Annotated in this window: 9 protein-coding genes; 6 read left to right on the top strand and 3 right to left on the bottom strand. The window is 49.7% G+C overall.

Annotation, left to right across the window (positions count from 1 at the left end):
• The first annotated feature begins 60 nt into the window (after positions 1-60).
• Positions 61-1,557, top strand: coding sequence for a glycosyl hydrolase family 57 (locus AC0QH1_RS12250; protein ID WP_324631409.1), 1,497 nt, complete (start codon positions 61-63; stop codon positions 1,555-1,557).
• Between the two features lie 137 nt (positions 1,558-1,694).
• On the opposite strand, the gene AC0QH1_RS12245 is transcribed toward AC0QH1_RS12250, so the two are convergent.
• A complete protein-coding gene (locus tag AC0QH1_RS12245; protein WP_324631407.1) occupies positions 1,695-3,764 on the bottom strand; it encodes a prolyl oligopeptidase family serine peptidase in 2,070 nt (689 codons plus the stop codon).
• Positions 3,765-4,353: 589 nt separating this feature from the next.
• On the opposite strand from AC0QH1_RS12245, the gene AC0QH1_RS12240 reads away from it, so the two are divergent.
• The 5 genes from AC0QH1_RS12240 (at position 4,354) to AC0QH1_RS12220 (ending at position 10,966) form a co-directional block, all read left to right on the top strand.
• On the top strand, positions 4,354-6,816 hold the full coding sequence (locus AC0QH1_RS12240; RefSeq protein WP_324631406.1) for a PAS domain S-box protein: 2,463 nt from the start codon (positions 4,354-4,356) through the stop codon (positions 6,814-6,816).
• Positions 6,817-6,818: 2 nt separating this feature from the next.
• Complete coding sequence (locus tag AC0QH1_RS12235; protein WP_324631404.1) at positions 6,819-6,974, top strand: hypothetical protein; 156 nt, start codon at positions 6,819-6,821, stop codon at positions 6,972-6,974.
• 246 nt (positions 6,975-7,220) lie between these two features.
• Positions 7,221-8,600 (top strand): VWA domain-containing protein, encoded by a 1,380-nt coding sequence (locus tag AC0QH1_RS12230; RefSeq protein ID WP_324631403.1) that lies wholly within the window; start codon positions 7,221-7,223, stop codon positions 8,598-8,600.
• Between the two features lie 120 nt (positions 8,601-8,720).
• Positions 8,721-9,704, top strand: a complete 984-nt coding sequence (locus tag AC0QH1_RS12225; RefSeq protein WP_324631402.1) for an ARPP-1 family domain-containing protein — start codon at positions 8,721-8,723, stop codon at positions 9,702-9,704.
• A gap of 137 nt (positions 9,705-9,841) precedes the next feature.
• Positions 9,842-10,966: a THUMP domain-containing class I SAM-dependent RNA methyltransferase gene (locus AC0QH1_RS12220; protein ID WP_324631401.1), complete on the top strand. Its 1,125-nt coding sequence runs from the start codon at positions 9,842-9,844 to the stop codon at positions 10,964-10,966.
• A 51-nt stretch (positions 10,967-11,017) separates the two neighbouring features.
• Here AC0QH1_RS12220 and AC0QH1_RS12215 read toward each other — a convergent pair whose 3' ends face one another.
• Together AC0QH1_RS12215 and AC0QH1_RS12210 are read right to left on the bottom strand one after the other, a co-directional pair.
• Complete coding sequence (locus tag AC0QH1_RS12215) at positions 11,018-11,440, bottom strand: peptidylprolyl isomerase (protein ID WP_324631400.1); 423 nt, start codon at positions 11,438-11,440, stop codon at positions 11,018-11,020.
• Between the two features lie 279 nt (positions 11,441-11,719).
• Positions 11,720-12,346, bottom strand: a complete 627-nt coding sequence (locus AC0QH1_RS12210) for a thiaminase II/PqqC family protein (RefSeq protein WP_324631399.1) — start codon at positions 12,344-12,346, stop codon at positions 11,720-11,722.
• Positions 12,347-12,352: the final 6 nt, after the last annotated feature.

Here is a 12,352-nt window from a genome sequence, read left to right as displayed (position 1 = left end):
GACAAACTGCCAATTGACGTTAAGCTTAAAATAACACGAGAAGGTCAAAATTAAAATCCTATGGTCTCAACGACTTCATTAACCAATCTTCCCGCTTTGGACGAAACCATCGCGGGATTGCCGAATATTTGTGGGTGGGAACGAGAAGTCCGCCTGGTGACGCAAAATGACGAGCCGGTATTTTTACCCGTAACCAATGTCCGCCTAGAAGACATCAGCGCCGCCTTTGCGATCGCCTTGCACATGCACCAACCCACCATTCCCGCTGGGGCAAATGGCGAACTGATTAGCAACCTTCAATATATGTTCGAACATCCCGGTGAAGGAGACAATCATAATGCCGGTCCGTTTGCTTGGTGCTACGCTCGTATGGGAGAATTTATTCCCGAATTGGTCAACAACGGATGCAACCCGCGCATCATGTTGGATTACTCGGGAAATTTGCTCTGGGGAGTGCGACAAATGGGTCGGGATGATATCTTAAATAACCTGAAGCGCATTACCTGCGATCGCGCCTATTATCCCTACGTAGAATGGTTGGGAACCTTCTGGAGTCATGCGGTAGTTCCCTCCACTCCCATTCCCGACCTCAAACTCCATATCCAAGCATGGCAACATCATTTTGCCGCCATTTTTGGCTGGGAAGCTTTGGGTCGCGTTAAAGGATTTTCCCCCCCAGAAATGCACCTGCCCAATCACCCAGATACCCTATTTGAATTTATCAAAGCTCTGAAAGAATGCGGCTATCGCTGGGTAATGGTGCAAGAACATTCTGTAGAAACCTTAGACGGTCAACCCCTGGGTTACAAGCACATTCCGCACCGTCTCGTAGCGCGCAATTCCCACGGCGAAACGATCGGCATCACCGCGTTAATTAAAACTCAAGGTTCCGATACGAAACTGGTGGCGCAAATGCAGCCCTATCACGAAGCCAAAGGGCAATCAAAACAGCAAATCGGTTCCCACAGCGTTCCGCCCTTAGTCACCCAAATCGGAGATGGGGAAAATGGCGGAGTGATGATGAATGAATTCCCCCGGGATTTCTTTAAAGAAACCCAGGCGATCGCCCAAGAAAATGGCGGCAAATCCGGCACTATCGCCCTGAATGGCACCGAGTATTTAGAACTCATTGAAGCCGCCGGCTGCTCTGCGGAAGATTATCCCACCTGTCAGGCGATCGGACAACACAAAATCTGGCAGCGCGTTCCCTCGGAAAAGATTACCCCAGAAACAGTGGAAGGGGCGATCGCGCAGTTGAAAGAAGAAGACCCTAACTTTCACGTCGATGGCGCATCCTGGACCAATAACCTCAGTTGGGTGCAAGGATACGAAAATGTCTTAGAACCCATGAACGCCCTCAGCGTCTTATTTCACGAGAAAATCGACCCGTTACTCGGGGAAGAAAACTTCACCCAACAACCCCGCTATCGGCAAGCATTGTTGCACAATTTGCTCTTGCAAACCAGTTGCTTTCGCTACTGGGGACAAGGAATGTGGACGGACTTCGCTCGGACGATTTACGAGCGGGCTAAAGCCCAATTAGAATCGGATTTTTAACCTCAGAATTTTAGGTAGGCGATGCCCACCTGACAGGATTCTCAACTCGCAAAAATTGCCAATCAATTATCCGTGAATTCTCCCATAATTGAGGGTAGGGTGGGCAATGCCCACCCGAGAATTATCGTTCAATGGCGTTAACCAACGGTGGCATCAATCTGCAACGTCCGAATTAAAAACGCCCATTTATCTGCCACTTCTTCGATAATTTTAGCCGTAGGTTTACCCGCACCGTGACCGGCTTTGGTTTCGATGCGAATCAGCACCGGGTCTTCGCCGGTATGAGCCGCTTGCAATGTTGCGGCAAACTTGAAACTATGTGCCGGCACCACGCGATCGTCGTGGTCTGCAGTGGTAATCATCGTCGCCGGATAAGCCGTCCCGGGTTGCAGGTTATGCAAGGGCGAGTACGCATAAAGTGCTTTAAACTCTTCCGGATTATCGGGGGAACCATAGTCCGAAGTCCAGGCCCAACCGATGGTAAACTTATGGAAGCGTAACATATCCATCACGCCCACTGCCGGGAGTGCGGCACCGAACAAGTCGGGACGTTGCGTCATACAGGCACCGACTAACAATCCGCCGTTGCTCCCACCAGCGATCGCCAGCTTTTCTCGCACGGTCCACTGGTTCTCAATTAACCACTCCGCCGCCGCAATAAAATCATCAAACACATTCTGCTTATTCAGCTTCGTGCCGGCTTGGTGCCATTTTTCCCCATATTCGCCGCCACCGCGCAAATTGGGAATGGCTAAAACCCCACCGAGTTCCATCCATACCACCAGGGACACAGAAAAACTCGGCGTCAGGGAGATATTAAATCCGCCATATCCATACAGGTAGGTGGGATTATTTCCATCCCGTTTCACCCCCTTTTTGTAGGTGATAAACATCGGTACCTGGGTGCCATCTTTGCTGGCATAAAAGACCTGCTGGGTTTCGTATTCCTCGGGGTTGAAATCCACGGTGGGTTGCCGATAAACCGTACTTTCCCCCGTGACCATATCGTAGCGGTAAATCGTCGGCGGTGTGGTAAAGCTGGTGAAACTATAAAAAGTTTCTACATCGTAGCGCTTGCCGCCAAAACCGCCCACGGAACCAATCCCGGGTAATTCCACTTCCCGCGCGAAGGAACCATCGAGTTCAAAAATTTTAATTTGACTGCGAGCGTCTTTGAGGTACTCGACGACAAAGCGATCGTTTAGCAATCCCACATCTTGCAGGGTATCTTCGCTTTCGGGAATGATTTCGCGGCGTTCTGCGCTGCGGGTGTCGATCGCAATTACTCGACCGCGCGGCGCATCTAAATCGGTTTGAAACCAGAATACTGTGCCATCGTTATCGATGAAACTATATTGCGCTTCAAATTCGTCAATCAATTCGATGACTTCTGCCTCGGGGTCGCTTAAGTCTTTGTAAAAAACCATATTTTTGGGGTCGGTGCCGCGCCACACGGAGATAATCAAATAGCGGCCATCTTCGGTGACATTGCCGCTAAATCCCCATTCTTTTTGGTCTGGGCGGTGATAGATGAGTTCGTCTTCGGACTGGGAGGTGCCCAATCGGTGGTAAAAGAGTTTTTGGTAATAGTTGACATCTTCATATTGGGTTTTTTCGTTGGGTTCGTCGTATCGACTGTAAAAAAAGCCTTGATTGTCATGGGTCCAGGATGCGCCGGAAAATTTAATCCATTTCAGATGGTCGGATAACTCTTCATAGGTATCGATATCCATGACTTTCCATTCTTGCCAGTCGGAACCGGAAGCGGATAAGCCATAGGCGATTAATTTGGCATCCTCGCTAATGGCAATTCCCGAGAGAGCCACGGTGCCATCTTCGGACAGTTTATTGGGGTCGATTAAAAGTTGGGGTTGGTCCTCGAGGTGATTTAATACATAGAGGACGCTTTGGTTTTGCAGTCCATCATTTTTGAAGTAAAAGTAGCGATCGCCTTTTTTAAAGGGAGTGCCGTATTTTTCGTAATCCCACAGTTGGGTGAGACGCTGTTTGAGCGGTTCGCGTTGGGGAATTTCCTGGAGATAACTGAAAGTGACTTGATTTTCCGCTTCGATCCAAGCTTGGGTTTCCTCGGCGTCGGGATCTTCCAGGGGTCGATAGGGATCCCGAACCTGCACGCCGTGGTAATCTTCAACTACATCGCTTTGGGGCGGTTTTGGATAGTTTAGGGAGGGTTTGGAATAATTCATACACTTTTGGTGCTAAGCAGCACTGTCTAGTGTAGCGCTTCCCTGAGAAGCGGATCCATTCGGGGGATCGAGTGGGATTTGCGATCGCCTATTCGGCAAAAAATCCGAAAAAATAGCCGCTTTGTGAAAGGTCTACTCCCCTGTGGTGGCGACAACGCCAAGAAATGCGATCGCTCCATCTATTCCCTCACGCACAGCAAGTTTTGCTACTGTGAAGCTATAACGGAGCGCCACATCCCCACTTGGGGGTAGCAACTCCATCAGAGCGTACTTTACCCTAGGGGAAGGGGGATCCCATCTGGGGCAACCGAACTCGCGACCCGCAAAGGGGAAGCCCACCTGTTATCGGTGCCAATCTGTGGAGTTTTGCCCGGGAAACTATGGGGGATGCCAAACGCCCTTTACACCGCCGGGGTCGAGTAGCAAGCCTCAAACCGCCTTGCTTTTTTAGGGGTTATGAGTTGGATAAAATGTGCTTTTTTTTGGAAAAAATCCCCAAAAATTGCCAATAATTAATGCAACCTGCTGAAAATTTCGACTTCATAACTGAATTTTAAACTGTCTGTTTTCCGATTTTTTCTACTTTACTATGGCCAAAATTTTGATTGTGGATGATGACATAACCGTTCAGTTGGTCCTGCAAGACCTGCTGGAAAGCGAAGGACATGAGGTGGCGGTTGCCCTCGATGGCGAGGAGGGGCTGCAACTCGCCCATAAACTACATCCGGATTTAATGATTTGCGACTGGATGATGCCGGGAGTTGATGGACTCGAAGTCTGCCGACAAGTGAAGGCAAATCCGGAATTAGCCGCCATGTTTTTTATTCTGCTGACTGCTCGCGAAGAAGTGACCGATCGCGTGGAAGGTCTCGATACCGGTGCGGATGATTTCCTCTCTAAACCTATCGAAACTGAGGAATTTTTGGCGCGGGTGCGCGCTGGGTTGCGATTGCACAGTTTAACCCAAAAATTAAGCCAAGGAAATCAACAATTGGAAGCCTTGGTTGAGGTGCAGCGTCGCTTATTGGCAGTGCAAGGAAATATGGCTACCGCGACAGAACCCGCAGCGCTTTATCCTCAGATTATCGCACCATTAGGACAGGCAGCCAGTGCCAGTCACGTTTATCTGTGCCAATATCATCCAGACAGACCCGAACACCCATTCCAACTTTTGGCGCAATGGTGCGAGGAAGACAATCGCATCAATACTGAACCAGATTCCCACAGTTCTGCATCTGCCATATTTAATTCCTCGGCATTGATAAAAGGATGGATTCCGCAGTTAGAATGGGGTGAAATTATTGGGGGGGTGGTGGCGGATTTTCCCGCCGCCGAACGGGAGACTTTAGAAGGGGTGGGAATTCAGTCGATTCTGGTTTTACCCTTGATGGTTCATGGGGAATTTTTTGGGTTTATTTCGTTTGATAATTGCAAGGAAGCGCGGGCCTGGTCCGAGTCGGAAGTCTCGATTCTGCGGGCAGCAGCGGCAGCAGTGTCGCTACAAAAAGAGCGCGCGATCGCGGAAGATGCCCTTCGCAAAAGCGAGGCGCGCTATCGCGCGATTGTGGAAGATCAAACGGAATTGATCTGTCGGTTTGCCCCGGATGGTACCCTGACGTTTGTCAATGACGCTTACTGTCGCTATTTTGGGGTGCAGCGATCGGATCTGATGCGCGGATCCGTGGTGCCTCTGATTCCCCAATTCCCTCGAGACCCCGCCCAGACCCCAGTGCTCAGTCGCGAATGTAAGGTCATCCTCCCGAATGGAGACTTGCGAATTCAACAATGGACCGAACGGGCTATTTTTGACCCCCAAGGAGAGCTGACGGAGTTCCAAGCGGTGGGGCGCGATATCACGGAACGCAAGCAAGCAGAAGCGGCGTTGCGATCGAGTGAGGAACGGTTTCGTCAGTTGGCGGAAAATATTCAAGAGGTGTTTTGGATCGGCGATCCGCAATACAGTAAAATTCTCTATGTGTCTCCCGCTTACGAACAAATTTGGGGGCGTCCTCGGAAGGAATTGTACGAACAGCCTTATGCCCGTTTGAATGTCATTCATCCCGACGATCGCGATCGCGTTTTGGCTGACTTGATGCCTTTAGAACAACTGGATATCGAATATCGCATTTTGCGCCCCGATGGCTCGATTCGTTGGATTCGCGATCGGGGCTTTCCCATCCGCGATGAGCAGGGCCAGGTCTACCGCATTGCCGGGATTTCTGAGGATATCACCGAACTCAAACAGGCAGAAGAACAACTGCGCCAAGCTGTGGCAAAAGAACGGGAAATTATGGAGTTTAGAACTCGGTTTGTCTCGATGGTATCTCACGAGTTTCGCACTCCTCTCACCACCATTCTTTCTTCGGCAGATTTACTGGAATTTTACCTAGAAGAATGGCCCAACGAGAAACAAGACAAAAAACAACAATCTCTCGAACGCATTCAAACTGCGGCTGTGAATATGACGCAGTTACTCGAAGATGTACTCTTCATCGGTCGCGCCGAAAATCATCGACTTCCCTTTACTCCAAAACCGATAGATTTATCCGAGTTTTGCCAAAAGATTGTGGAAGAACTACAGCTATCGGCTGGAGAAGAAACTTGGATTAATTTGACTCATAAAATCCCCTTACACGAAGCTGACACCACTGCGCTTAGCAAAGCTTGTATGGATGAAAAATTGCTGCGGCATATCCTCACGAATTTGCTCTCTAATGCCATTAAATATTCTCCCGATGGGGGCGAAGTTGATTTTGAGCTAGCTTGCCATCAATCTGAGGCAATTTTTACCATTCAAGATTCTGGCATTGGCATTCCCCCAGAAGAATTACCCCGCTTGTTTCAAACGTTCCATCGCTGTGGTAATGTGGGCAATATCCCCGGAACGGGTTTGGGTTTGGCAATGGTAAAACGCAGTGTGGATTTACACGGTGGTACTATCGATGTGGAAAGTGAAGTGGCTGTCGGAACTCGGTTTACGGTAAAACTCCCGTTGCACCATTCCCCTCAAGGGTCGAATGTCGGTTCGTCAAATGGGAATTCCTTCGCATAGTCATGCGGTTTTCTTCCCTTTCCTATGGGCGCTTACACCTGGATTTCTCTGTTTCTCGTTATCGGATTTTAGTGACAATGGGTAGAAAATACGCGATCGCCCCCCTGCGCGATCGCCGCGTTTTTCCTCCCCTTCTCGAGTTCTTTTCTTATCATTAATCGTTTATCCAAAGCCTTCTGTGACATTCCCAGAAATAGTTGGGTGGGCAATGCCCACGGTACAAATATTGCTTATTGTTAACCAGTTATAAGCTTGAAAGCGCTGTAATCTCCCACTGACAAAGGGTTTCCGATTTATTGCCCGCAGTGATTGACAAGTTTGTAGTATTGTTGTAGTATTGAGTAACATCAGCAAGCGAGAGGGGGAAACCTCTCGATGACAAACTGCGAGAAGGAGGTGGCGAGATGGATGCGAGTCAATACACATTCGGCGGATTTTTAGACCACCTGCGACGCGATCGCCTCCCGTTGCAACTGCGGCGCAATGGCCAACCGGCACAGTGGGCGGACGAAGCCCTGCACCAGTGGGCATACCAGGGAAATCCGGAACTCTATGCCCTGTTAGGGGTAGCGTCTGGGGTACAACCCGAACAGCGCTTACGCATCTTGTATCAACTGTTGCGGGTATCGCGCGCCGGAATGGCCAAAGAGCTGCGCCGCCAGCTCGATCGCCCGATCGCGGTGTTGCTAAGGATTTTGCCGCCCGATTCCGTGCTGACTGTGTTTCTGGCATTGCGCCGCGATCGGGCGAATCACAAGCACACCGCCAAAGCGATTCTCAAGTATATCCTAAATCATCCTCACTTTGAGGACATGGCGCGCTGTCGGCGTCTGGCTGTGGTGGATTCCCTGGAACATGCAATGGGCAAAAATGTTGCCCGCGCCTGTGCGAAAATGCTGTCATCTTCTGAGTGCGCCGACCCAATCTATCTGCGCCGCCACCTGCTGCGCTTTGCTCGCGAACCGGAATGGGTGAAACAAGTCTTCCCCCTGCTTTACGCATCGGGACCGCGCACCCCCGGGCAAGGCACCTATCAGCTCGTGCATACTCAGTATGCCGATCGCATGGGAGAACGGCGAGAACGCCCGAAAACCATCACCGCCACCAATCGCGGGGATATTTCCGCAACCCTGGTTCACTTATACCGGGGTGGCACATCGCCGCAATTGCAACAAGCCCTCGATCGCTATGTAGAAGTAGCCGCCCGGGAGCTTCCCGTTTTTGCCGGCAAACTGGCGATCGTGCTGGATGCTTCCGCCTCCACGCGCGGATATGGGGAACGGGAATACTGCAATATCGCCCAGTCGATGGCCCTGACATTGGTGCTGCAAAAATGCTGCGATCGCGCAGAAGTATTTACCGTCGGCGGTTCCGGGAAAATCCCGATTCCCGAAGGTAGCTCCGATCTGGCGTCAGCGACGATTTGCGCCTTGGAAACTCAACCGGATCTGGTGGCGATCGTTTCTGACGGATACGAAAATCTGTATCCCTCCGACTTGGCGCGCGTGGTGGCGACTTTACCGCAACTGAACCTTCGCACCCCGGTGGTCTTTTGTCACAGCAAATTCACCAATAACGACGACTTGAGCTTGCGCCAACCCGCGCCGAATTTACCGCAAATCGAATTCTGGCATCAAGATGATTTTGAAGAAGTTATCTTGTCGCTGTTTTCTCTCCTTTCGGGAAGTCATGTAGAAGCAGCCATGCAGAATTTTTTGCGGCAAAAACTCGAAGCGCTCGAACAGCGTTTTAGTTCCGCCACCGAGTTAGCAAAAACGGCTTAATTTCCGTCGTTTTCCTCATGAGCTGCAAATGCCTATCTGTAGAGACGCGATGAATCGCGTCTCTACCACCATTCACTCAAAACCCGCGCCATTTCCCCACATTTTTGACGGAGGAAACACATGGAATGCAAACAATTAGTTCCCCAAGCATTTGACCTAGCACCGTATCAGTTCGGGATGCCACAAAAATCCGGTTTCTTGACCGTCGTGCCCATTTTTGGCAACGATCGCAACGGGCAATTTACCAGTCCCCTTTCCGGGCTAAAATTGTCTCGCGTTACCGGATATGGTAGTGTAGAATTAGCCAACCCCGGGGACACTGGATTGGCGATCGTGCCCCTTCATATTGGCTACATCCAAGACAAAGCGCAAAACCATGCCCTCTGTCGTTCTGCATTTATTGCGGCGGGTCAAAAACTGATGTTTCAAGATGCGTGCTGCGTGCAAGAATCCCAAGGAGGCTATCTGGAAGAACGGGACCAGTGGTTCTTCATTCTCCCGGTACAACTGCGATCGCAAGCATTATCCTTGCGCGGGCAAAATGACTTCACCAAACTCTGGGAGGGGATTAGCGAATTAAACCGACAATATGGGTTGAGCGATCGCGGTCATCTCGAACAAATTATCGCCCGCAAACGCGCCTTTTTGACCCAATATCAAAGCCGTTTAGAATGTCTTCCCGGACAAACCGGGGCGCTATTCTTCTTGCAGGATAAATTAGCCGGGGTAGAAATTGCCCCCAATGCGGCATATTTCCGCGAAATGTGGATGCCCTTGGTCTGTTTCTGCTACGGGGCGGGGGCGATGTATTTCGAGCATAACGCACCGGAATCGAGCGAAACGAAGGCTATTCCTTTTGCGGCAAAAACCCTACAGGAATTGCGCGATCGCCTTCACGAAAGTCGCCTACAGGTGCAAGAAAATCTGCTCGATTCGTTAGCCAAAACCCCACCGGAAACCTTTAAAATTACCGAAGAAGAACGCTTTCTGGAATTCCAATTAAAGACGGCTGAAGGCAATAATTTTTCCGGTCAGTTTGTGGAAGAAAAGGGTGAGTTAGTCTATGCTTCCCTATTTGCCAAACCGGAATATCTGGCGGCTTAAACTTGCGATCGCGGTTTTCAATTGCACATTTTTAATGGATTGTCAACTGTCCTAGAATCGTAGGGTGGGTATTGCCCACCCTACCGCTTTTTATGGGGTTTATTTTTTTTGACAACCATGCTAAAATAGGCTTTATTATGAATCAATACTTTGCTACAGTAGCGCGGGGATTAGAATCGAGTGCCGCGCGGGAGTTAGAGCGCTTGGGGGCGCGGGAAATTCGCCCGGATTTTGCCGGGGTGCATTTTGTCGGCGATCGCCCCTTATTGTATCGGGTGAATTTGTGGGCGAGAACCCTGTTTCGCGTCTTGGTTCCCATCCGAGAATTCCCCTGCGCCAATGCCAAAATGCTTTATCGGGAAGTGCAACAAATCCAGTGGAACGAGTATCTCGAGCCGGACAATACCCTAGCCGTTCGTTGCACCGGCGGTAACAAAACGCTCAACCACACCTACTATAGCGCCTTGCAGGTCAAAAATGCCATTGTGGACCAACAGCGCCAGGAGTGGGGAAAGCGCTCCAGTGTGGATGCGAAAAATCCCGATTTGCAGTTAAACCTTCACATTCATGGCGATCGCGCCATTCTCAGTTTAGACAGTTCCGGTCACAGTTTGCATCGACGCGGATATCGCCAAGCAATGGGAAACGCCCCGTTAAAAGAAACCTTGGCGGCGGCAATTTTAGATTTGGCAGAATATGACGCCACTTTGCCCTTTTTCGATCCGCTTTGTGGGGTGGGAACGTTACCTTTAGAAGCGGGGTTAAAAGCGTTAAATATTGCCCCGGGATTGTTTCGCGATCGCTTTGCATTTATGACTTGGCGCGATTTCGACGCCCCACTGTGGGAAAACCTGGTTTTAGAGGCAAAAAATAGCCAGCGCGATGCACTTCCCGCGCCAATTTATGGCAGCGATCGCGATTCCGAGGTCATCAAACTCGCCCGCGTCAACGCCCAAAACTGCGGACTTGCCAACCGGATAAAATTGGTACAAAAGGAATTTTATCATATAGAACCGCCCAGCGATCGGGGAATTGCGATCTGCAATCCGCCCTATGGCGAACGCATCGGAGAACTGCGCGAACTCGGAGATTTTTATAAAGCGATCGGGGATATTTTAAAACAACGCTTCACCGGATGGGTGGCCTATATTTTATCGGGCAATAAACAACTCACCAAACGCATCGGATTGAGAACTTCGGCGCGGATTCCAGTTTATAATGGTTCCTTACCTTGTACGTTACTTAAATACGAATTGTATTAATAATTTCAATCCCTCGTTCCCAGGCGGAACCTGGGAACGAGTGAGTTGCGATTAATTCCGTTCGATTTTCACCGAGAGAATCTTATCTCCCTGACGAATCGCATTCACCACATCCATATCTTCGGTTTTGCCAAAGGTAGTGTGCATTCCATCTAAATGCGGTTGCGGAGAATGGCAGATAAAAAATTGACTTCCGCCAGTATTCGGTCCGCGATGCGCCATCGAGAGGGTACCGCTCAAATGCTTGTTTTTGTTAATTTCGCAGTTGATGGTGTAACCCGGTCCGCCGGTTCCCGTTCCTTGAGGACAACCGCCCTGAATCATAAAATTAGGAATGACGCGGTGAAAGGTCAAGTTATCGTAAAATCCACTTTCCGAGAGTTTGACAAAATTTTTCACCGTGTTCGGTGCATCCTCATCGAATAGTTCCAGGTTAATCGTCCCTTTTTCGGTTTCCATAATGGCGCGAGTCATGGTTTCTCCTTACTTCTCGAATGATGATTGACAAAGTTGGGTGGTGGTGGTATTAGAATCAGTCTCGATTCTAGAGTCAAGCAAAGGTGCTGCGTTCTCTGAAAACAGAGGCAAATTCCCACCGCCTAAGAATAGTAGTTTAGCTTCCCATTAGCGAAATCGCTCTTAAATCTCAAGATTTATTAATATTTTCCCGAAAAGTTCGGCATTGCGCCGAGAGCGCAACCCCGAACGAAACCTATCCCCAATCGGGTAAAGGAGTCGGATATTTTTAGACTGCTACTGTGCCGAATTAAACGCCATTTGCCAAAAATCTTTTTCCAACTTTGCCACCGTGACAAACGCTTCTTCCGCTTGCTCTTGAATGGTTTCCGAGGCAGTTTCTAGGGAAATATCGGCAAGGCGTTCTAATTGTTTCACGTACTCCGTAAACCCGGGATTGCCCCAGCGATCGGCAAATTCGCTGTAGGGTGCCGGCATTGTTCCTGGCAATTGCCATCCTTGATTGTACGCGAATTCTATCCCCCACAATGCAGTGGATTGCACTGGATAAGGTGACAGGGCGAGACTGTGCATGTAGTCGCAATATTCGGCGCAGGTGGGTTGTTTGGGGACATCCAAATAGAGCGATCGCTCCGATGCTTTGGCTTGAAACCAGTTTAGCTCATCTTTTATCGCACTCAATCCCGACAAGAGAATATCGAAATCCGACTGTGGGGCGATCGCGACAATCCGGGCCAGCATCCGGGTAAATTCTAGTACAAACTGATAATCTTGCACCAACCAAGTATTGAATTGTTCGGCTTTGATGGTTCCTTGTTGGCACTGGGTTAAAAATGGATGCACCGTCGCTTCATGCCACAGTTGACGGTGTTTTTCCAAAAGTTGATTGCAACTCAAACTCATAATCAA

This window comes from Phormidium sp. CCY1219, assembly GCF_055795085.1.
Note: the sequence above shows the minus strand (reverse complement) of the source record. Positions and strands in the feature narration are given on the sequence as shown.

Bases quoted from the DNA above. Each gene is read 5' to 3' on its own strand.
- AC0QH1_RS12250 (WP_324631409.1), top strand. From the start codon at position 61: ATGGTCTCAACGACTTCATTAACCAATCTTCCCGCTTTGGACGAAACC.
- AC0QH1_RS12245 (WP_324631407.1), bottom strand. From the start codon at position 3,764: ATGAATTATTCCAAACCCTCCCTAAACTATCCAAAACCGCCCCAAAGC.
- AC0QH1_RS12240 (WP_324631406.1), top strand. From the start codon at position 4,354: ATGGCCAAAATTTTGATTGTGGATGATGACATAACCGTTCAGTTGGTC.
- AC0QH1_RS12235 (WP_324631404.1), top strand. From the start codon at position 6,819: ATGCGGTTTTCTTCCCTTTCCTATGGGCGCTTACACCTGGATTTCTCT.
- AC0QH1_RS12230 (WP_324631403.1), top strand. From the start codon at position 7,221: ATGGATGCGAGTCAATACACATTCGGCGGATTTTTAGACCACCTGCGA.
- AC0QH1_RS12225 (WP_324631402.1), top strand. From the start codon at position 8,721: ATGGAATGCAAACAATTAGTTCCCCAAGCATTTGACCTAGCACCGTAT.
- AC0QH1_RS12220 (WP_324631401.1), top strand. From the start codon at position 9,842: ATGAATCAATACTTTGCTACAGTAGCGCGGGGATTAGAATCGAGTGCC.
- AC0QH1_RS12215 (WP_324631400.1), bottom strand. From the start codon at position 11,440: ATGACTCGCGCCATTATGGAAACCGAAAAAGGGACGATTAACCTGGAA.
- AC0QH1_RS12210 (WP_324631399.1), bottom strand. From the start codon at position 12,346: ATGAGTTTGAGTTGCAATCAACTTTTGGAAAAACACCGTCAACTGTGG.